Raw genomic sequence first — 20,498 nt, 5'->3', positions numbered from 1 at the left:
CACTTGACGAAGGTCAAGAAGTTTCGTTTGAAGTTGAAGAAGGCCAACGCGGACCACAAGCAACTAACGTTACTAAACTTTAATTTTCCTGAGAGGAAGCGCAGCTGCGTTTCCTCTTTTTTTAATTCTTTTTCAATCTCCCCTATCTTTTTCAAACTGGACATGGTATATTATTAAGTAATTATTGTTGTTCGGTGGAGATACAAAGGTTACACTTTTGACTCGATGAAATTGATCACGGTAGTAATAATCAGTATGACTCAGTCATACGCAGGAGGCAACACACATGGAACAAGGTACAGTAAAATGGTTTAACGCAGAAAAAGGTTTTGGCTTCATCGAACGTGAAAACGGCGACGACGTTTTCGTTCACTTCTCAGCTATTCAAACAGACGGTTTCAAATCACTTGACGAAGGTCAAGAAGTTTCGTTTGAAGTTGAAGAAGGCCAACGCGGACCACAAGCAACTAACGTTACTAAACTTTAATTTTCCAAGACTCTGCTGTTGCAGGGTCTTTTTTGTTTGATTTTTCTTTGAACGGACTGTTCATTCTAAGACCGAAAGGATGATATTCATGGAACCATCAGCTAAACACCTTCAACTGCAAACACTCTTGAGCGAGCGCCATGCTTACTTGATGGAAGGAAACCGAGAAGCGATGCACCAGCTGCTTTCAAGTGATTTCTCATTCATTGACGGTCAGGGACGGCAGTTTGATGCTGAGACGTATCTCGATCATTATGTCGATTCGGACCAAATCCAATGGAGTAATCAAGTCAGTGAGTCGATGGTTGTCGAAGTCTTCGAGACGACGGCTCTCGTCCAGGAAATCGTCGAAGATCATTTTTCATACGGTCGCAGCATGTACGTCGGCCGCTTCCGAAGTGCTTCACTTTATCACTGGACAAACGAAGGATGGAAATGGCATTTTCACCAGCTAACGCCTCTTGACCCTTCTTAAGAACAATATGCTGTCCGGATTTCCCGATAGGACCAGTCACTCCACAGGAGGACTGGTTTTTTTGATGCACGGATTGATTCGTCCTCCCCTTTCGGAAACTTCATCTTATACTCGAAATGAAGTTTGATAAACTGTTTTCATTCCGTTACACTTTAGTTGTGAATATTTTCTGAAAATTATTGGAGGCGGAATGCGATGACTGTATTTAACTTTTCAGCCGGTCCGGCAGTCCTACCGGTACCGGTCTTACTTAAAGCTCAATCCGAGCTTCTGAATTATCAAGGGTCTGGACAATCCGTTTTGGAATTGAGTCACCGTTCCGGCTTATTTGAACATATCATTCAGGAGACAGAGTCTCTGCTTCGGGAGCTTCTCCAAATTCCAGATCATTACCGTGTCTTGTTTTTACAGGGCGGTGCAACCCTTCAATTTTCCATGTTACCGCTTAATTTAGCGACCGTCCGTCAGCGCGTCGACTTTATCGATACCGGAAGTTGGTCTCAAAAAGCGATGCAGGATGCCGAGGCTTTTGTTCAGACCAATATCGTCGCCTCCTCAAAAGCGGACCGCTATCGTTCGATCCCGACCGATACAATCCGTTCTGACGCCGATTATCTGCATATCACCTGGAATAATACACTCGAAGGAACGACGTTTACTTCGGTTCCAACAGTCGATGTCCCGTTAGTGGCAGATTTCTCCTCCTCCATCTTGTCGGAACCGATCGATGTCAGTCAGTTTGACGTAATATATGCCGGGGCTCAAAAAAATCTGGGATCGGCCGGGATGACGCTTGTCATCATAAAGGAGGATCTGTTACAACGAACACCGGACCGTTTAGGATCCTATTTACGGTACGACACGCATGCTGCTCATCATTCTTTATACAATACACCACCCACATACAGCATCTATTTGACGAAACTGGTCCTCGAATGGATCAAAGAACAGGGATTCGACACAATCGTCGAGCGTAACCGCAAGCAGGCCGCTTCCCTGTATGCTTACTTGGACCAATCTGCCTTATTCTCAAATCCTGTTGCTGTACAGGATCGAAGCCGAATGAATATTCCTTTTACAACCGGTCAAACGGAGTTAGATGAACAATTCCTGCAATTTGCAGAACGTCATCAGCTCGTGAATTTAAAAGGACATCGTTCTGTCGGAGGAATGCGTGCCAGTCTTTATAACGCAATGCCGACGGCGGGCGTCGATGCCCTGATTGCCATATTAGAACGATTTGAACAGGGGGAACGGTAAATGCATCATGTACAACTATGGAATGACGTGTCGGAAAAAGGTTTAAAACGCTTCACCGACCACTATGTCGTCAAACAAGACATCGAAGCCGCTGACGCTTTTCTCGTCCGCAGCAAAGATTTACACGGCATGAAGTTCCCGCCTTCCTTAAAAGCGGTCGCCCGCGCCGGTGTCGGTGTCAACAACATCCCGCTCGACCAATTGGCGAATCGGGGAATTCCGGTTTTCTCGACCCCTGGCGCAAATGCCAACGCCGTGAAAGAACTGGTCATCGCAAGCTTGTTCCTGACTGCCCGGAAATTAATCCCAAGCATCTTATGGACCAACAACCTGCGTGGACCGGACATCCCGGAACGGATTGAAGCGAACAAAAAACAATTTGCTGGTACGGAGTTACTCGGAAAACGAATCGGCATCGTCGGACTCGGTGCGATTGGAGCGAGTTTAGCGAATACACTGCACGAACTCGGGATGACGGTTTCCGGCTACGATCCACATATGTCCGTCGAATCCGCATGGCGTGTCTCAAATCAGGTTCACCGCGTTACCAATCTTGAAGAATTGCTTGCGACAAGTGATTACATTACACTCCACTTGCCGTTGATTGATTCCACCCAACATCTGCTCGATGAACGGTTACTCGGAAAAGTCAAACAAGGGGCAACATTACTCAATTTTTCCCGTGGTGAATTAATTGAAGAACAGGCTTTGGCAACGGTGTTGAAATCAGGCCGGTTGTCTAACTATGTGACTGATTTTCCGAATGCCTTTATTCTTTCTCTTCCCCGTGTCATTCCGTTGCCGCATATCGGCGCCTCAACGGCGGAAGCAGAAGAAAATTGTGCCATCATGGCTGTCGATCAATTGAAGCTGTTCCTTGAGACCGGCAACATCCGGAATGCGGTGAACTTCCCGTCCGTCGAATTGCCGTATGCCGGTAAACGTCGCCTGACGATTGCCCATCAAAATATTCCGAACATGGTCGGTCAAATCGCCTCTGTCCTTGCGACCGAACAAATCAATATCGCCAATATGATCAACGGCAGTAAGGATGGCATCGCCTATACGATCATCGATATCGATAACCATCTGGATGAAACGATTTCACTGGAACAATTAAACGCCATCCCCGGTGTACTGAAAACAAGACTACTTTAAGGAGCGATGACTATGCCTACGTTTGAACCTTTCCATGCCTTGCGACCTGATCCGAAATATGCAGAAGCGTTCTCGTCTCTCCCGTACGATGTCTTCAATCGGGCGGAGGGACGGTTGGAAGTCCGCCGTCGTCCATTGTCTTTTTTACGAATCGACAAGGCCGAAGTGACGTTACCGGACTTGATTGATGATCATGATTCGCGTGTATATCAACAAGCAGCCCTTCATTTCAAGGAAGCGATTGAACGCGGAATTCTCCTGACCGATGACGTCGAAAGTTATTATCTCTATCGCCTGACCGACGGGACGCATACGCAGACCGGCTTTGTCGGTTGTGTCTCTGTCGCGGACTATGACCAAGGTATCATTCGGAAACACGAATTCACGCGACCGGATAAAGAACGGGACCGCGTCCGTCACGTTCAGTCGCTCGCTGCCCATACCGGCCCGATTTTACTGGCCCATCATCCGGATGAGGAACTGAATCGCATCGTCTCGGAACAGACGAATCAATCCCCGCTTTATCACTTCACCGCTGAAGACGGGATTGAGCATACCATCTATAAAATTACGGACCGCGATGCGATGATGACGATCGGCAGCCAGTTTGCCCGTCACGATCACCTGTATATTGCTGACGGTCATCACCGGGCTGAAGCCGCTTCACAAGTTGCCCGGCTGAATCCTCATGAAGATGCCGGTTTGTTTCTCGCCGTTTCCTTTTCAAGTGATCAATTGAACATTCAAGGCTATCATCGTGTCGTCGAAGATTTATACGGTCAGTCGGTTGATGACTTGCTCGAAAGAATCAGTAGCCGGTTCAACGTGACCGAAGGACGTGCGACGGAAACCAAAAAACACCGTTTCGAAATGTATGTCAAACAAAAATGGTATACATTGGATTACGAGAAAAATCGTGGGTCCGTCAAGGAAGATCTCGATGTCGCAATTCTGCAGGACGAATTATTGACGCCATTCCTCGGAATTGAAGACCCTCGAACAGATGCACGGATTCAGTTCGTCGGCGGCGTCCGCGGATATGACGGACTCGAGCAACTGGTCGATCAGGGAACGATGGCCGTCGCATTCCACCTTCATCCGACGAGCTTAAACGAACTGATGGCGGTCGCTGACGCAGGTGAAGTCATGCCGCCGAAATCGACGTGGTTTGAACCTAAACTAAGAAGCGGTTTGCTGATTCACCCGTTTTTCTGATTTTTTCCAAATAACAAAAACATCCGTTCAAGAAATTAATTTTTCCTGAACGGATGTTTTTGATTTGGTTATGTTGTTTCCACCCGGAGAATTTTTCCGGACAGCGGACGTACTGTGACGGTTCCCAAGTACCGTTGTCCGTCCATTAAATCAACCGCTGCTTCGCACAATTCGAAGCGGATTTCTTCTGAACCATTGTTAAATCCAATCAAATAGGTCGCTTCATCAGACTGACGACGAACGAGGAAACTCGCCGTCTCATCATCCATTTGTTCGAATTGATAGCCGCTCGCGTTGGCGAGACCGGGGTGCGATTTCCGTAAATCAACCAACTTTGTGATATACGCCAAGAGATCCCTGTCCTGTTCCGCCGGATCCCAGACCATACACTTCCGGTTATCCGGATCCTGACCGCCTGTCATACCGATTTCATCTCCGTAATAAATGACCGGACTTCCCGTGAACGTCAGCAGGGACAGCATCAACAGTTTCATCCGGTCACGGTCCCCATTCGCCCGCGTCAAGGCACGAGGTGTATCATGCGAATCCACCAGATTGAACATCACTTCGTTGACGTTCATCGTATTGCTGTTCAGATTCCGAACGATTGCATGACTGAACTCAGACGCCGTACTTTCGTTCGTCGCAAAAAATGTTAAGAAAGCTTCCGTCAATCCGTAGTTCATGACCGCATCGAACTGATCGCCAAGTAACCACGGTTGCGAATCTGTCCAACACTCGCCGACGATATAGGCTTCCGGATTCGCTGCCCGGACTTCACGCCGGAACTCACGCCAAAAAGCATGATCCACTTCACTCGCGACATCCAGTCGCCATCCGTCGACGTCGAATTCTTCCACCCAGTAACGCCCGACTTTTAACAAGTACTCTTTTACATCAGGGTGCGCCGTATTAAGTTTCGGCATATTTCCTTCGAAGGCAAATACTTCATAATTCGGCACCGGTGTCGATTGGACCGGGAACGAGTCCATCATAAACCAATTCGCATACTGCGACTCTTTGCCATGCGCAATGACGTCTTGGAAGGCCGGATGATCCACGCTGACGTGATTAAAGACAGCGTCCAGTAAAATCCGAATCCCATTTTGGTGGAGCAACTGAATCATTTCCCGGAACGTCTCTTCTGTCCCAAAGGCCGGATCGAGACGTAAATAATCTAACGTATCATATTTATGATTCGACGGTGCGACGAAGACCGGACAAAAATAAATTCCGGTAATCCCCAGGTCTTTTAAGTAATCGATATGATCAATCACCCCTTGGAAATCGCCTCCGAAATGATTGTCAAACGCAGGTGCCTCGGCACCCCACGCGATGGTATCCGGACGATCATTCGTCAAATCTCCGTTCGCGAACCGATCCGGAAAGATTTGATACCAGACGGTGTCTTTGACCCATGACGGCGCATTAAATACATCGACCGCATTCATATATGGGACGGCAAAGTAGTAGCCCGGATGATCGAGCGGTACTTCATCGTACCAGCCGCGTTCTGTATAGACGGCGGATTCACCGTTCGCATGAACGTTAAAGCCGTAGCGGACCCGCTTCTTTTTCGGACGGATGGCAACAAACCAAAAATCATGTGTCGCATCCGATCCGGCAAACGTCATTTCTGCCGTCTCCGTTTTCCAAAATTTTTCTTTATCCGGATCAAAATTCCAGTCCCGATCTTCCTCTTTTTCTGCATCCCATTCATAAGGATCCCCCTGGATCAATTCAACACGGTCCACGTCCCCTTTGGCCGACATCAAGCGGATATGAACCGTTTCTTGATCGTATGTATAGACATACGGAGACAGGGCCCGGTGAAACACAGCTGCTTTATTCATAAGTCCCTCCCCTTTCATCCTCTTCATTTCATCTTCTTTTACTTCCCGATTTCAGACTGTATGTAAACGTCAATCGCGAAAAAACAGCTGATTTGCTATCTTTTCAGTTTAGCAATCAACAACTTATGCGGTATACTGATGAAGCAGAAGGAACCAAGCAGTTCCTAACTAATTCGAAGTCATGTGAAAGCGAGTGGATTCTGATGGGTCGTAAATGGAATAACATTAAAGAAAAAAAGGCGTCGAAAGACAAAAACACTAGTCGCGTCTATGCGAAGTTCGGCCGGGAGATTTATGTGGCCGCTAAACAAGGTGAGCCGGATCCGGAATCCAATCAGGCATTAAAAGTGGTTCTCGAGCGTGCGAAGACGTATAGTGTCCCTCGCGCCATCGTTGATCGCGCCATCGAAAAAGCAAAAGGCGGCGCGGAAGAAAACTTTGACGTCTTGCGGTATGAAGGATTTGGACCAAGCGGTTCCATGGTCATCGTCGAGACACTGACGAACAACGTCAACCGGACAGCATCTGACGTCCGGGCTGCTTTTGGTAAGAACGGCGGGAACATGGGGGTCAGCGGATCAGTCGCTTACATGTTTGATGCGACAGCCATCTTTGCGTTTGAAGGCAAGACGGCAGACGATATTTTAGAGCTGATGATGGAAGCGGATATCGATGTCCGTGACATCTTGGAAGAAGAGGAATCGGTCATCATCTATGCCGAGCCGGAACAGTTCCATGCGGTTCAAGAGACATTAAAAGAGGCAGGAATCACTGACTTCTCAGTTGCTGAACTCGTCATGCTTGCGCAAAACGAAGTGACGTTATCTGACGAAGACGTCCAACAGTTCGAAAAAATGATTGATGCGCTCGAAGACCTCGAAGACGTCCAACAGGTCTATCACAACGTCGAACTTTGATCGTCGATTCATCCATCAGCCGGTTCTCATACCGGCTTTTATACACAAAAAGGAATCGGATGCACATCCGATTCCTTTTTGTGTAACTTCCGTTCGTCCGTATAGATGAACAGTTCCGTTTCCTGACTCAGCTGACGCCCATCGTCCGGATGGTCACGCGCTGTCAGGATTAATGATAAAGTATGAAACGCGTTTCATATCAACCTAAAAAAAGATTCTTTTTAAAGGTTTAATTTTTGAATATAATGGGAAAAGACATACTCGATACTGATAGGTGATGGTTTTTTAAGTCACGTGCTTTTCACATAAGGAGGAAATGGTATGTCTTATTCATTGATTGAAACTTTTAAACGAATCGTAAGTGAAGCCAATCGCTTCAACCGGGTTGATTTCGGCGGTTATGATATCTATATGCAAGCAAATGACGGACGAACGATCACGGCCAAAATTCGTTTTGACGGCGGTGGTCAAGATCAAAATGAAGCGTATCTGTTCCTTGAATCGAGTACCGGTCACAGTCGGATGACGACACTGACTTTACATCAATTCGAACATCTCTCTTCCTATGCTGCACACAGCGAGCGGATTCAAGCGCTCGTTTCGACAAGTGCTTAATTCTTTATATGACAACACGCTCCCCAATTGGAGAGCGTGTTTTTTTTACTGGTTTTCTTCTTTTTCGAGGCGTTCCAGTTCAGCATGTGTTTGCGGAAACCCATTGGCTTGCCAATCCGCACGATGAATGGAATCGAGTTGTGTTAATCCGACTTCCGTTTCATCTTTCTTTGCGTCGACGCTTTGCTGACGGTCGAGTTCAGTCGGATCACTGAATCCTTGCGACGAATTCCCTGCTTGCTTATAACGTTTGATGGCTAACGCAGATAAGGCTGCGAGTCCACCAATAACCAAACCTTGTTTAAATGACTTTTTCATGACGGCACCTCTGTTCGCTGAATTTTTAGACTTTATTGGTTTTCCCTGAAAAAGACTATTGTAATCAAATTTCCGCCGTCTTCAAAAAATTTTTCGAACTTTTTTTCCTGTTTTTCTGCCGTGTTCCTACATATTTAATAATTTATTCAAAAACCGCTTTCCTGCACTACCTCAAGAAGGTTCGGGTCATGCAGAGAGCCGAAATCTACGTTATACTTTTAACAGATGCTTCATGAGAATCGAATGATTGGATAAAAAGGACTCGTCACAAGCACGACTGCTCGCTTGCGTACTGCGTCCTTCTTTCATTTTTTCGATGAAATGAACGATATGAAAAGGAGGGAATCATGTGTCATTGCTTCATTTGGCAATCTTGTTGCCGCTACTCGTCAGTCTCTTCATTCCATTGCTGTATAAAAAAATTCGTTCGGTGCACACAGGCTGGTTCGTCCTGCTTGTTCCACTGACGCTCGTCGCTTACTTCAGTCAATTTCTCAGCCAGACGATGGCCGGAAAAACAGTCGTTGCGACGATGAAATGGATTCCTTCGCTCGATATCAATTTCGTGGCTTACGTCGACGGTCTTGGTTTACTGTTCGCGTTATTGATTACCGGAATCGGTTCGCTCGTCGTGCTGTATTCCATCTATTATCTCGATGCCAAAAAAGAAGCTCTTCATAATTTTTATGTGTACCTGCTCCTGTTCATGACGGCGATGCTCGGAATCGTCTTGTCCGACAATATGATCGTCATGTATCTGTTCTGGGAATTAACATCGATTTCGTCCTTCCTCTTAATCGGTTATTGGTACGAACGGGAACGCTCCCGTTACGGCGCCCAAAAGTCGATGCTCATCACCGTTTTCGGTGGTTTGTCGATGCTTGGCGGGATTTCCCTGCTGTCACTCCTGTCCGGATCATTCAGCATCCGCGAATCACTTGCGACGGTCGGAAGCTATTCCGGTGATCCGCTCTTCACCGTGTCGCTTGTTCTGTTTTTACTGGCGGCTTTTACGAAATCTGCTCAGTTTCCGTTTCATATCTGGTTACCGGATGCGATGGAAGCGCCGACCCCCGTCAGTGCCTATCTGCACTCGGCCACGATGGTCAAGGCCGGTCTCTACCTAGTAGCCCGGATGAGTCCGATCTTTGCGGAAACACCGCTCTGGTTTTACCTGGTGTCGTCTGTCGGAATGTTCACACTCTTCTGGGGATCATTGAACGCCGTCAAACAGGTTGATTTAAAAGCGATTTTAGCCTATTCAACGATTTCACAACTCGGTCTGATCATGTCATTGCTCGGACTTGGAGCAGCTGCATTGCAGGTCGACATCATACCGGACAGCCTCTATACGGTTGCGACCGTCGCTGCCGTCTTCCACTTGATTAACCATGCCACCTTCAAAGGAAGTCTGTTCATGATGGCAGGAATCGTCGATCATGAGACCGGCACACGGGATATTCGGAAACTCGGCGGTTTATCACAACTGATGCCGGTGACGTTCACAATTGCGACGATCGGTACGTTATCGATGGCGGGTGTACCGCCATTCAACGGCTTCTTAAGTAAGGAAATGTTTTTGACCGGTGTCCTTCAAGTATCAGAGTCCGGCTTATTTCATCTCGATACATTCGGTCTGTTGTTCCCGTTCTTTGCTGTCATCGGCAGTATCTTTACGTTTGTCTACAGCATCCTGATTGTTTATCGGACGTTCCTTGGACCAAAACAATTGGATCAACTTCCAAAAAAACCGCATGAAGCACCGATTGGCATGTTGATTCCGCCACTCTTCCTTGTTTCCTTGGTCGTTTTGATTGGTCTGTTCCCGAACATACTGTCAAACACCTTGATTCGTCCGGCGGCGGAAGCGATTTTACCGAAAGTCATCGCAAATGGCGGGACAATTCCGGTCGAGATCAAACTCTGGCACGGATTTAATCTGGAATTGTTCTTAACTGTCCTGATCATCTCAGCCGGAACCATTTTATTCCTGACCTTGCCGAAATGGCGGTCTTTGTACCACCGGATGCCGAAACAGGTTTCACTTAATCACCAATATGATGCCCTGTTGCGCCGTGGTGAACGGACCTCGACTGCTATCCATGATACGGTCATGACCGGCTATATGCGTTCATACCTCGTGTATATCTTTGGTTTTATCGTCATTCTGGTATTATCGAGTCTTTATTTCCTCGATGCCTTCCGGTTTGATGTGAACCCGCTCAGTACGGTTCATGCCTATGAAGTCGTCTTGGTCCTTGTCCTTGTCGGAAGTGCCTTATCAATTACCTTTGCCCGGTCGCGTTTGACATCGATCATCCTACTCGGTGTCGTCGGTTATACGGTCGCTCTGTTCTTCGTCTTATTCCGGGCACCTGACTTGGCGTTGACCCAGCTCGTCATCGAGACCGTCTCCGTCGCTTTGTTCCTGCTTGTGTTTTATCACATGCCGGAAATCAGCCGGAAAGAGGAACGGATTAAATTTAAACTCGGAAACGCGGCGATTTCCGCACTAGTCGGCCTAAGTGTCACACTGGTTGCGCTCGCTTCGCTCAGCCAACGGTCATTTGCTTCGATTGCCCAGTATTACATCGACAACGTGGCGGACCTTGCTGCCGGCGGAAACATGGTCAATGTCATTCTCGTCGACTTCCGTGGTTTTGATACGTTGTTTGAAATCAGTGTGCTTGCGATTGCCGGGCTCGGAATTTACGCGATGATTAATTTCCGAAAGACAGGAGGAATCGACAAATGAAAAATCCAATCAAAAAGCATACGAATGACGTCATATTGGAATCTTCGACGACATTCATCACCTTTATCATCTTTTTGTTTGCTGTCTACCTGTTTTTCGCCGGTCACTACACACCGGGCGGCGGATTTATCGGCGGTCTTGTGACCGCATCGGCACTGGTTCTCGTCCTATTGGCTTTTGACATCAAGACACTTCGGCAGATTCTTCCGATTGATTACAAACAGATGACGGCAGTCGGCATGTTGATTTCCGTGCTGACAGCGTCTGGTGCCCTGCTGTTCAACAAACCGTTTTTCACACATGCCCACGGTTACTTCAATTTACCGCTGTTTGGAAAAACATCTTTGCATACAGCGATGTTATTCGATTTAGGTGTTTATCTTGTGGTCGTTGGTGTGACAATGACAATTATTCAAACGATTGGGGAGAGTGATTAACGCATGGAAATCATCATGGCGATTGCAGCAGGCATCTTGACGATGTGTGCCGTCTATCTCATTCTTTCAAAAAGTGTCTTACGAATCATCATCGGAACCGGTTTACTCAGTCATGCTGCTCATCTGCTCGTCATGACGATGGGTGGTCTGAAGACCGGTGCCGCTCCTGTCATCAAGGACGGCATCACCCAGTATACGGATCCGCTGCCACAAGCCTTAGTCTTGACAGCGATCGTCATCAGCTTTGGTGTGACTGCATTTTTCCTTGTACTTGCTTATCGGGCTTATCAGGAACTGGGAACAGATAATCTGGAGGAAATGAAAGGAACCGATACGCATGATTAATTTACCATTACTACCGCTGTTAATTCCGCTGATTACCGGAGTCATCTTGATGCTGTTTCCAAACCGACTCCGCCTGCAACGATCGGTGTCGCTTGTTTCGACTTTCTTGACGATCGTTGCAACAATCTATCTCGTGTACAGTGTCCGAAAAGACGGCATTCTGACCGTGACACTCGGCAGCTGGCCGGCTCCGTTTGGTATTACGCTCGTGTCGGACATGTTGTCCGCCCTGCTTGTCTTAACGACCAGTCTGCTCGTCTTTTTTGTCATCTGGTATTCAATGTATTATTTGTCCGACTTGCACCAACGGTTTTATTATTACATCGCCGTCCAATTTTTATTGCTCGGTGTCAACGGTGCCTTCACGACAGGTGATATTTTCAACATGTTCGTCTTTTTCGAAGTATTTCTGATCTCGTCTTACGTCCTGATTGTTCTCGGCGGCAAGCCGGCTCAACTTCGGGAGTCGTTGAAGTATTTGTTGATTAACGTCATTTCGTCCGCCTTGTTCGTCATGACCGTCGCCTTTTTATACGGGGTCATCGGTTCACTCAGCATGGCTGATATTTCACAAAAGATCACTGAAATCAATCAACCCGGTATCCTAAGCGTCATCGCGGTTCTGTTTTTAATTGTCTTTGGCTTAAAGGGCGCCATCTTCCCGTTGTACTTTTGGCTTCCCGGTTCGTATCAAGTGCCGCCGACACCTGTTCTTGCCCTGTTTGGTGCCTTGCTGACAAAAGTTGGTGTCTACGGTATCTTACGGACATACAGTCTGTTCTTCTCACACCAGCAACAGTTCACGCATCAACTGCTCGGTTGGCTGGCGCTCGCAACGATCGTCATCGGTGTCATCGGGGCACTTGCGACACGTGATGTGAAACAGATTCTGATTTACAACATCATCGTTGCGGTGGGTGTCATCTTGTACGGCGTCTCTGTCATGACCCGGCAGTCGCTTGAAGGTGCCGTCTTCTACCTGATTCACGACATGCTGATCAAAGCTGCGTTATTCCTGTTGATTGGTGTGATGATTGGTATTGCCGGATCCAGCCGCTTAAAAGATATGGGTGGTATGATCAAGGACTATCCGTTGCTTGGCTGGACGTATTTCATTGCGGCATTATCACTTGCCGGCATTCCACCGCTCAGCGGATTCATCGGGAAACTGTTGATCGTCCGCGGTGGTTTTGAAGCCGGCGATCTCGTTGGTCCGTTCGTCGTCTTGATTTCGAGTCTGCTTGTGCTTTATTCCGTGATGCAGATTTTCATCCGCGGCTTCTGGGGGACACCGAAAACTTACAGCGGTCCAAAACGCCATCTGACCAAACAGTTGCTGGCTCCTGCACTCGCTTTAGTCGCAATGACCGTTTTATATGGAATCGGAACGGAAGCCGTCCGTCCGCTCATCTCGCAAGCTGTCGATCCGCTAGTTGATCCGACACTCTATATCCAAGCTGTACTGAAGGAGGATTAACCTATGCCGTTTCAGTTATTACTCAATATCTTGCTTGCATTCCTCTGGATGTTTCTTGCTAACTCCTTCTCCGCCTCATCGTTCATCATCGGCTACTTACTCGGTTTGATTGCGATGTTCGCGATGCGGCGAGGGTTCAGCACCCGGTTTTATATTGGACCGTTCATCGCCTTGATCCGATTGTTCATTCGGTTTTTGTATGAACTGGTCGTCGCGAATTTGGAAGTGTTGTCCATCATTTTAAAGCCACGCCTCGACATTAAACCGGGGATTTTCGCCTATGAGACAGAACTCGAACACAATTGGCAGATTACATTGCTGTCACTGTTGATTACGTTGACCCCCGGAACGTTGGTCGTCGATATCTCGGACGATAACAAGACATTGTACATCCATGCTCTGCACATGCCGGAAGCGGATGATGCAGTGGCCTCGATCCGAAACAGTTTTGAGAAATCCATCCTGGAGGTGAGCCGCTGATGTTAGAGACGATTTTATTCATTGCCTTAGGAGGCGTCTTCCTATCCATGCTCGGTTTATTTTACCGGGTCATTAAAGGACCGTCCGTAGCCGACCGGGTCATCGCCCTTGACTCGATCGGAATCAGCCTGATTTCCGTCGTCGGTCTCGTCTCAATTATTCTTCGGACGAGTAACTACCTCGAAGTCATTTTGTTGATCGGGATTTTAGCCTTTATCGGGACGGTCGCCTTCTCGAAATTCATCGAGAAAGGAGAGATCATCGAACGTGACCGCAATCAGTGATTTTTTTGTAGCTGCCTTTGCATTGATCGGAGCATTTTTTAGCCTCGTGACGGCACTTGGCCTTATCCGGTTACCTGACCTCTATACACGTGCGCATGCCGCCTCCAAGAGTGCAACACTCGGCGTCATGAGTATTCTTATCAGCGTCATCATCTATTTCGTCGCTGAAGACGGATTTTTCTCGTCCCGAGTCGTACTCGGCATCCTGTTTGTCTTAATCACAGCACCGATTGGCGGACATTTAATTGCCCGTGCCGCCTATTACAGTGATGTTCCGCTTTGGAAAGGTTCGGTTCAGGATGACCTTGCCAAAAATCCGGAGCATGTCACCCCTAAAAAACGACCTGCTCCTAAATTAAAATGAGCCAGTTCTTTTTCTCTACGAGCACAAAAAACGGATGCGACCGTTCACTTAACGTGAAGGGTTCGCATCCGTTTTTGCGAATAACAAATTCAGTTCATATGGATTTTTGAGTAATTCGGCTAATGTATGTTGTTCCAGTTCCCGAATGAAAGCACGCAAGGCACGGGCAAGAATCCCTTTGAGCTGACACTGGGGTTCAATGACACAATGACCATCTGCCGCAAAACATTCGACGATATCCATCGGCTCCATCTCGCGAACGACTTTTCCGATATTGATTTCTTTCGGATCACGGATCAGCCGAAGTCCCCCGGTCCGCCCGCGTGTCGACTCCACGTATCCGAGTTTCGTCAATTGTTGTGTCACTTTCATCAAGTGATTGGAAGAAATACCGTAGTGATTGGCAATCGCCGGCATCGGTGTTACTTCATCTCGGTGAAGACCTAAATAAATCAGGACGCGAAGTCCATAGTCTGTATATTGAGTGATTCGCATGTTTTTCCTCTCTTTCTGTTCATGGAACCCATTTAAATCCCACTTCACACTGCTGTTTCATCGTATCATGTTCGATCCTAATCGAAAATAAAGGATGTGCTTTTAACAGTATACGTAACGGAAAGAGATTTGGATGCCATCCGAACAAAAAAAGTCAGTTTCCGGATCCGGAAACTGACTTTTTAAGGAATCATTTCTTTTTTGTATGTTTCAGAACTTCATTGAACCGGTCGGCGAAGTTCGTAAAGACGCCGGTCACACCGTAATCGAGCATCCGTTGCATATCTACTTTTTCATTGACTGTATACGGATGAAGCAACAATCCAGCATTCCGGATTTGTTTCGTATTTTGTCGTGTCAACGATTTAAATGATGGTCCGACACCGACAGCATACGATTTAATCGTCTTTAATTCCTGGTTCGTAACATCCGTCATTTGCGGTGCCTCAAGAAGTTGAACGAGCGGAAGTTTCGGATCTAACTGCTTGACCTTCAGTAAACTGTCCCGGCTGAACGATTGAATCATGACTTGTCCCGGTTTAATCCGGTTGCTCGATAATCCGTGACGTCGTAACGTATCCAACAGTTTTTTCTCCATCCCCGGGTAAACTTCCGGAGATTTCGTTTCGATATAGTAGTTTGCCTGTTTGCCGTACCGGTCGAAAATTTCATTTAATGTCGGTACTTTCAGTCCTTTGTACTTCGCGTTGGCATATGCCGGATAGGTTTCGTTAAACCAGCTGCCCGCATCGAGACGCTTGATTTGCGCAAGCGTTTTATCCTTGACGGCTCCGGTACCATTCGTCGTCCGGTCAACCGTCTCGTCGTGCATCGCAATCAGTTGACCGTCCTTCGTCATTTGTAAATCAATTTCAATATAATCCGCTTTAAACTTTTTATGGCTCATATCGTAGGCAAGCATCGTATGTTCCGGTGCATAACCGGATGCTCCGCGGTGAGCGATGTTGACAACTCGATTTGGATCAAGCAACCCTTTCGCTTTCCCCGCTGCTTCAATACTCGTTGTACCGCTTGCGACGATCATTCCTGCGACTACCGTGACACCGATTTGTTTCAACATTTCTAGTTCCCCCTTCGAAGTAACGTACAGATGTATCTTATAGGCTGTTGATGAAGGATTTATGAACTCCATGTAATCTTCCGTATAGATTCCGTGACAAAGTTGTCACATCCACTTGAACAGATGCATAAAAACTCCCTGCTTCCGCGACGGAAACAGGGAGTAAAAATGATTGAATCAAGCTTCAAAAATCAATGACTCCGGATCTTCAAGCAAGTCTTTGATGTGCTTCAGGAACGTGACGGCTTCTTTCCCGTCAACGATTCGGTGGTCATAGGAAAGTGCAACGTACATCATTGGACGATTTTCCATCCGCTCGGCGTCGATGGCGACCGGACGCAGGTTAATCGCATGCATCCCGAGAATCGCGACTTGCGGTCCGTTCAGGATTGGTGTCGACATCAATGATCCAAACGTTCCGCCGTTTGTGATCGTAAATGTCCCACCTGTCAAATCAGATAAGCCGAGTTTGTTGTCCCGGGCTTTGACAGCCAGATTGATGATATCTTTTTCAATTTCACCGAAGTTCTTTTTGTCGGCGTCACGAACGACTGGTACAACCAAGCCGTCTGGAGCAGAAACTGCGATTCCGATATCGTAGAATTTCTTGAGAACGATTTCGTCCCCTTGAATTTCTGCGTTCAAATACGGCATTTTTTTCAATGCGGCAACAGCTGCTTTCGTGAAGAATGACATGAAGCCGAGCTTAACTTCATTGTCCTTGACGAACTTTTCCTGGCGGCGCTTCCGTAATGACATGACAGCCGACATATCGATTTCGTTGAACGTCGTCAACATCGCTGCCGTTTGTTGAACCTCTACTAAACGGTTGGCAATCGTTTTACGGCGACGTGACATTTTAATCCGTTCTTCCGGTTTACCCGGAGCTGCAGACGGTGCTGCTTGTGGTGCCGGCGCTTGCGGTGCTTTTGCTTGTTCACGTGGCGCGACTTCAAACGTCGCGACATCCTGTACACGAATCCGTCCGAGTGGATCTTGTGTCGCGACTTGTGCTAAATCGATTCCTTTTTCACGAGCCATTTTCCGAGCAGCCGGTGATGCGATCGGACGATCGGCAACCGACGTCGCTTCTGTCGCAGCAACTGGTGCCGGCTGTTCTTTTTTCGCTTCCTGTGCAACCGGTGCTTCTTTTTGCTCCGGTGCCGGCGTTGTTGCTGCCGGTTGTGCCGCTTCTCCGCCTGCCGTGATGACGGCAATCGTCTCTCCGACACGGACTGTATCCCCTTCGGCTGCCATTACTTCGGACAGGATGCCCGCTTCATCAGATGGGACTTCGATGTTAACTTTATCTGTCTCCAGCTCGACGATGGCTTCCCCTTTTTCTACCTGATCGCCGGGTTGTTTTAACCACGATGCGACCGTACCTTCTGTAATCGATTCTGCAAGTTCTGGCACTTTGATTTCCATGTTAATTCGTCCCCCTAAGACTTTTCGTGTTTGACCCCACTTAATTCTAGCTTAGACATTTGTTTCGGAAGTAGCTGATGTGCTCGGTTGATCGACTGTCGTCCGTGTTAAGGCATCTGTCAGAATCCGCGCCTGTTCGACTTTATGTCCTGTCGGATCACCTTCCGCCGTACTCGAACGTCGACGACGGCCGATATAACGGACCGTTGTAATGCCATTAACGGCAACCGATTCAAGACGCGGCTCGATGTATGTCCAAGCCCCCATGTTTTTCGGTTCTTCCTGAACCCAGACAAACTCACTGACATTCGGATAACGTTCAAGCAAAGCATTTAACTGTTTGGCCGGGAATGGATAAATTTCTTCAATCCGGACAATGTGCAACCAGTTGAAATCATCATCTGATTTCGAAACGGCTTCCGCCAAATCAATGGCCACTTTTCCGCTACAGAAGACGATTCGTTCCACTTGTTCCGGTGATTGCCCGAGACCGTCCTGTTCGACAATCCGTTTAAATGAACCGTCTGTCAGTTCCGACAAATCGGACGTCGCCAGTGGATGGCGGAGTAAACTTTTTGGTGTCATGACGACAAGCGGACGTACTTCTTCTTTTCCAAGAATCGCAGCTTGACGGCGTAGCAGATGGAAATACTGGGCCGCACTCGATACATTGGCGACCGTCCAGTTCTTTTCGCCTGACAGGGTCAGAAAACGTTCCAGGCGGGCACTCGAGTGCTCCGGTCCTTGTCCTTCATATCCGTGAGGTAACAGCATGACAAGTCCGGACGTCTGCCCCCATTTAGCACGGCTTGCCGAAATGAACTGGTCAAAGATGACTTGACCCGAGTTGGCAAAGTCGCCGTATTGGGCTTCCCACAGCACCAGTGTTTCCGGTGCGAAAACATTATAGCCGTATTCGAATCCGAGAACGCCTGCTTCCGACAACGGACTGTTGTAGACAGCAAATGATGCTGTTGCTGACTTCAAGCTGTGCATCGGTGAAAACGCTTTGCCTGTCTTCACGTCATTTAAATTGATGTTCCGCTGGGCAAATGTTCCCCGTTCTGAATCCTGACCACTGAGTCGAATCGGTGTACCGTCGGAAAGAATCGAGGCGAATGCCAACGTTTCCGCATGTCCCCAGTCGATGCCGTTTTTAGTCGTCAACGCGTCGGTCCGGCGTTTCAACACTTTTTCAAGTTTGTGGAAGACATTGAATCCGCTTGGCCATTCGAGCAACTGCTCATTGTAAGCCGTCAATTTTTCAACTGCGACACCGGTCTCGATGTGCGGGACACCTTTGAAGACAACATCCGGCATGATGCCGCCGTATTCTTTTTCGACATTCGGAACTTTCTCGCGAGCCGCTTTCATCATGTCATTGATGTCCGTTTCAATCGTCGTGACATCTTCTTTCGTGACATCATTTTGTTCCACCAGTTGCTTCGCATATAAGACACGGGCTGAGTCATGTTTATGGATCAAATCGTAAAGGACAGGATTCGTATTCATCGGCTCGTCCATCTCGTTATGTCCGAAACGACGGTATCCGATCAAATCAATCAAGACGTCTTTGTTGAATGTCGCGCGGTATTCGCTGGCAAGCAAGGCGACTGCCAAACAACTTTCCGGCTCATCTGCATTGACGTGGAAAATCGGAATCTCATACCCTTTTGCCAAGTCACTTGAATAACGGGTCGAACGGGAATCCGTCGGTTCCGTCGTAAAGCCGATTGTGTTATTGGCAATGATATGAATCGTTCCGCCTGTGTTATAACCTTTCAAATTCGTCAGGTTCAACGTTTCAGCAACAATTCCTTGTCCAGGGAAAGCAGCATCTCCATGAATGAGGATAGCGGCAGCCTTCCCTTGTTCCTGACGTGGTGCCCCTTTTTGTGAACGGTCATCTTGCGCTGCCCGTGTGAATCCTTCGACAACAGGATCGACGAACTCGAGGTGAGACGGATTGTTGGCAAGCGTCATCCGGACGTTACTTGACTGTTGTTCCATTTTTCGGTTTAACCCTAAATGATACTTCACATCACCCGTCCAACCGTACGTGATGCCGATTGATCCTTCGGAAGGGACAAGATCATGGTTCGGTGCATGCTGGAATTCCGCGAAAATCATTTCATACGGTTTGCCTAATACATGTGCCAAGACGTTTAATCGTCCCCGGTGCGCCATTCCGATATTGATTGTTTCCGACCCATTGGCAATCAGATGTCCAACGATCGTGTCGAGCAATGGAACCATCGCGTCAAGACCTTCAATCGAGAACCGCTTCTGTCCGACGTACGTTTTATGAAGATATTTTTCGAATAACTCCGTCTCGGCGAGCCGTTTGAATAACTGCTTTTTCTGTTCGACTGATAAACGTGCCGTCAATGCACCTTGTTCAATTTTTTGGCGTAACCATTTCTTTTCTTCCAAATCATCGACGTGTTGGAATTCAACGGCTGCGGCACCTGTATACTGTGCTTTTAAATGTTCGATCCCTTCATAGGCATCCTTCAGATGTCCCGGCGGTTCCGGACAAACAAGCGTGACCGGCATGCCGCGTAAATCGGCTTCCGTCAATCCGAACTGACGAAGCTCCAGCAATTCCGTTTCCCGCGGATGATCTTTCAGCGGATAGATGTCAGCCGCAAGGTGACCTTTCGCTCGAATTTGATCCGCTAAGCGACTCGCTGCCAAGTACTTTTCGAAATCTCCCGTTTCGATCGGTTGCTGAGTTACTGATTCTGCGACCGGAGCACCATTTTGTTCGAAATAGGCCCGTGTTTCTTCATCAACAGAAGAAGCATCTTCTAAAAAGCGTTCATACAATTCAATGATGTATCCAAGGTTTGGTCCATAAAATGTTTGCTGTTCCTGTTCCCGGCTTGCCATGTACGGTTCCCCCCGTTTCATTCATTCCACTCATTGTACTGAAAATCAGTACATTTCCAGCTCTCTACCTGTTAGCGCTTTCAAATCATATGACATAAAAATTCGATAATCGTCATGTTCCTTGCAACGAGGCCGAACATAACCCTTAACGATGGCCTGTAT

21 protein-coding genes are annotated in these 20,498 nt (G+C 47.6%); 15 read left to right on the top strand and 6 right to left on the bottom strand.

What is annotated here, in order from left to right; genetic code table 11:
* The 6 genes from KNP91_RS05940 to KNP91_RS05915 all read left to right on the top strand — a co-directional run.
* A partial coding sequence (locus tag KNP91_RS05940) for a cold-shock protein (RefSeq protein WP_214849413.1) occupies positions 1-83 on the top strand: 83 nt, incomplete at its 5' end.
* Positions 84-286: 203 nt separating this feature from the next.
* Positions 287-487, top strand: coding sequence for a cold-shock protein (locus KNP91_RS05935; protein ID WP_012370558.1), 201 nt, complete (start codon positions 287-289; stop codon positions 485-487).
* An 88-nt stretch (positions 488-575) separates the two neighbouring features.
* Positions 576-962, top strand: coding sequence for a nuclear transport factor 2 family protein (locus tag KNP91_RS05930; protein ID WP_214764718.1), 387 nt, complete (start codon positions 576-578; stop codon positions 960-962).
* 195 nt (positions 963-1,157) lie between these two features.
* On the top strand, positions 1,158-2,222 hold the full coding sequence (serC, locus tag KNP91_RS05925; protein WP_214849102.1) for a 3-phosphoserine/phosphohydroxythreonine transaminase: 1,065 nt from the start codon (positions 1,158-1,160) through the stop codon (positions 2,220-2,222).
* Positions 2,223-3,380, top strand: coding sequence for a phosphoglycerate dehydrogenase (locus KNP91_RS05920; protein WP_214764716.1), 1,158 nt, complete (start codon positions 2,223-2,225; stop codon positions 3,378-3,380).
* Between the two features lie 12 nt (positions 3,381-3,392).
* The gene (locus KNP91_RS05915; RefSeq protein WP_214764715.1) at positions 3,393-4,595 is read left to right on the top strand and encodes a DUF1015 domain-containing protein; all 1,203 of its coding nucleotides are present in this window, start codon (positions 3,393-3,395) and stop codon (positions 4,593-4,595) included.
* 68 nt (positions 4,596-4,663) lie between these two features.
* Here the strand turns inward: KNP91_RS05915 and KNP91_RS05910 are convergent, their stop codons facing one another.
* A complete protein-coding gene (locus KNP91_RS05910; RefSeq protein WP_214764714.1) occupies positions 4,664-6,448 on the bottom strand; it encodes a glycoside hydrolase family 13 protein in 1,785 nt (594 codons plus the stop codon).
* Between the two features lie 203 nt (positions 6,449-6,651).
* On the opposite strand from KNP91_RS05910, the gene KNP91_RS05905 reads away from it, so the two are divergent.
* Positions 6,652-7,365 carry a YebC/PmpR family DNA-binding transcriptional regulator gene (locus KNP91_RS05905; RefSeq protein ID WP_012370564.1) on the top strand — a complete coding sequence of 238 codons (714 nt, stop codon included), beginning with the start codon at positions 6,652-6,654 and terminating at the stop codon, positions 7,363-7,365.
* A 321-nt stretch (positions 7,366-7,686) separates the two neighbouring features.
* A complete protein-coding gene (locus tag KNP91_RS05900) occupies positions 7,687-7,980 on the top strand; it encodes a hypothetical protein (RefSeq protein ID WP_214764713.1) in 294 nt (97 codons plus the stop codon).
* Between the two features lie 45 nt (positions 7,981-8,025).
* Here the strand turns inward: KNP91_RS05900 and KNP91_RS05895 are convergent, their stop codons facing one another.
* Positions 8,026-8,298, bottom strand: coding sequence for a hypothetical protein (locus tag KNP91_RS05895; protein WP_214849099.1), 273 nt, complete (start codon positions 8,296-8,298; stop codon positions 8,026-8,028).
* 349 nt (positions 8,299-8,647) lie between these two features.
* Between KNP91_RS05895 and KNP91_RS05890 the strand changes: the two genes are divergently transcribed.
* From KNP91_RS05890 to mnhG, 7 genes are read left to right on the top strand one after another with little or no spacing between them, the layout of a single operon-like run.
* The gene (locus KNP91_RS05890; protein ID WP_214764712.1) at positions 8,648-11,053 is read left to right on the top strand and encodes a Na+/H+ antiporter subunit A; all 2,406 of its coding nucleotides are present in this window, start codon (positions 8,648-8,650) and stop codon (positions 11,051-11,053) included.
* Positions 11,050-11,490 (top strand): Na(+)/H(+) antiporter subunit B, encoded by a 441-nt coding sequence (locus tag KNP91_RS05885; RefSeq protein ID WP_012370568.1) that lies wholly within the window; start codon positions 11,050-11,052, stop codon positions 11,488-11,490. The genes KNP91_RS05890 and KNP91_RS05885 overlap by 4 nt, the downstream gene beginning before the upstream one ends.
* Positions 11,491-11,493: 3 nt before the next feature.
* Positions 11,494-11,835, top strand: a complete 342-nt coding sequence (locus KNP91_RS05880) for a Na(+)/H(+) antiporter subunit C (protein WP_012370569.1) — start codon at positions 11,494-11,496, stop codon at positions 11,833-11,835.
* Positions 11,828-13,312: a Na+/H+ antiporter subunit D gene (locus KNP91_RS05875; RefSeq protein WP_214764711.1), complete on the top strand. Its 1,485-nt coding sequence runs from the start codon at positions 11,828-11,830 to the stop codon at positions 13,310-13,312. Before KNP91_RS05880 ends, KNP91_RS05875 begins: the two co-directional genes overlap by 8 nt.
* Before the next feature lie 3 nt (positions 13,313-13,315).
* Positions 13,316-13,792 (top strand): Na+/H+ antiporter subunit E, encoded by a 477-nt coding sequence (locus tag KNP91_RS05870; protein WP_214849096.1) that lies wholly within the window; start codon positions 13,316-13,318, stop codon positions 13,790-13,792.
* Entirely contained in the window at positions 13,792-14,076 is a 285-nt protein-coding gene (locus KNP91_RS05865) for a Na(+)/H(+) antiporter subunit F1 (protein WP_012370572.1), read from the top strand. The genes KNP91_RS05870 and KNP91_RS05865 overlap by 1 nt, the downstream gene beginning before the upstream one ends.
* Positions 14,060-14,440, top strand: a complete 381-nt coding sequence (mnhG, locus tag KNP91_RS05860; protein ID WP_012370573.1) for a monovalent cation/H(+) antiporter subunit G — start codon at positions 14,060-14,062, stop codon at positions 14,438-14,440. Before KNP91_RS05865 ends, mnhG begins: the two co-directional genes overlap by 17 nt.
* A gap of 48 nt (positions 14,441-14,488) precedes the next feature.
* Here the strand turns inward: mnhG and KNP91_RS05855 are convergent, their stop codons facing one another.
* The 4 genes from KNP91_RS05855 to KNP91_RS05840 form a co-directional block, all read right to left on the bottom strand.
* Entirely contained in the window at positions 14,489-14,935 is a 447-nt protein-coding gene (locus KNP91_RS05855; protein WP_214849093.1) for an Rrf2 family transcriptional regulator, read from the bottom strand.
* A gap of 190 nt (positions 14,936-15,125) precedes the next feature.
* Positions 15,126-16,016, bottom strand: coding sequence for a glycerophosphodiester phosphodiesterase (locus KNP91_RS05850; RefSeq protein WP_012370575.1), 891 nt, complete (start codon positions 16,014-16,016; stop codon positions 15,126-15,128).
* Between the two features lie 177 nt (positions 16,017-16,193).
* The gene (odhB, locus tag KNP91_RS05845) at positions 16,194-17,444 is read right to left on the bottom strand and encodes a 2-oxoglutarate dehydrogenase complex dihydrolipoyllysine-residue succinyltransferase (RefSeq protein WP_214849089.1); all 1,251 of its coding nucleotides are present in this window, start codon (positions 17,442-17,444) and stop codon (positions 16,194-16,196) included.
* 51 nt (positions 17,445-17,495) lie between these two features.
* Positions 17,496-20,357: a 2-oxoglutarate dehydrogenase E1 component gene (locus KNP91_RS05840; protein ID WP_012370577.1), complete on the bottom strand. Its 2,862-nt coding sequence runs from the start codon at positions 20,355-20,357 to the stop codon at positions 17,496-17,498.
* Between the last annotated feature and the right edge of the window lie 141 nt (positions 20,358-20,498).

The sequence above is a fragment of the Exiguobacterium sp. s138 genome (assembly GCF_018618775.1).
GTDB classification, from domain to species: Bacteria; Bacillota; Bacilli; order Exiguobacteriales; family Exiguobacteriaceae; genus Exiguobacterium_A; species Exiguobacterium_A artemiae.
This window is presented reverse-complemented; position numbering and strand designations above follow the sequence as displayed.

Coding starts and splice junctions, on each gene's coding strand:
- KNP91_RS05855 (WP_214849093.1), bottom strand. CDS start 14,935: ATGCGAATCACTCAATATACAGACTATGGACTTCGCGTCCTGATTTAT.
- serC (WP_214849102.1), top strand. CDS start 1,158: ATGACTGTATTTAACTTTTCAGCCGGTCCGGCAGTCCTACCGGTACCG.
- KNP91_RS05870 (WP_214849096.1), top strand. CDS start 13,316: ATGCCGTTTCAGTTATTACTCAATATCTTGCTTGCATTCCTCTGGATG.
- odhB (WP_214849089.1), bottom strand. CDS start 17,444: ATGGAAATCAAAGTGCCAGAACTTGCAGAATCGATTACAGAAGGTACG.
- KNP91_RS05900 (WP_214764713.1), top strand. CDS start 7,687: ATGTCTTATTCATTGATTGAAACTTTTAAACGAATCGTAAGTGAAGCC.
- KNP91_RS05885 (WP_012370568.1), top strand. CDS start 11,050: ATGAAAAATCCAATCAAAAAGCATACGAATGACGTCATATTGGAATCT.
- KNP91_RS05905 (WP_012370564.1), top strand. CDS start 6,652: ATGGGTCGTAAATGGAATAACATTAAAGAAAAAAAGGCGTCGAAAGAC.
- KNP91_RS05875 (WP_214764711.1), top strand. CDS start 11,828: ATGATTAATTTACCATTACTACCGCTGTTAATTCCGCTGATTACCGGA.
- KNP91_RS05910 (WP_214764714.1), bottom strand. CDS start 6,448: ATGAATAAAGCAGCTGTGTTTCACCGGGCCCTGTCTCCGTATGTCTAT.
- KNP91_RS05840 (WP_012370577.1), bottom strand. CDS start 20,357: ATGAAACGGGGGGAACCGTACATGGCAAGCCGGGAACAGGAACAGCAA.
- KNP91_RS05920 (WP_214764716.1), top strand. CDS start 2,223: ATGCATCATGTACAACTATGGAATGACGTGTCGGAAAAAGGTTTAAAA.
- KNP91_RS05930 (WP_214764718.1), top strand. CDS start 576: ATGGAACCATCAGCTAAACACCTTCAACTGCAAACACTCTTGAGCGAG.
- KNP91_RS05880 (WP_012370569.1), top strand. CDS start 11,494: ATGGAAATCATCATGGCGATTGCAGCAGGCATCTTGACGATGTGTGCC.
- KNP91_RS05895 (WP_214849099.1), bottom strand. CDS start 8,298: ATGAAAAAGTCATTTAAACAAGGTTTGGTTATTGGTGGACTCGCAGCC.
- KNP91_RS05865 (WP_012370572.1), top strand. CDS start 13,792: ATGTTAGAGACGATTTTATTCATTGCCTTAGGAGGCGTCTTCCTATCC.
- KNP91_RS05850 (WP_012370575.1), bottom strand. CDS start 16,016: ATGTTGAAACAAATCGGTGTCACGGTAGTCGCAGGAATGATCGTCGCA.
- KNP91_RS05915 (WP_214764715.1), top strand. CDS start 3,393: ATGCCTACGTTTGAACCTTTCCATGCCTTGCGACCTGATCCGAAATAT.
- KNP91_RS05935 (WP_012370558.1), top strand. CDS start 287: ATGGAACAAGGTACAGTAAAATGGTTTAACGCAGAAAAAGGTTTTGGC.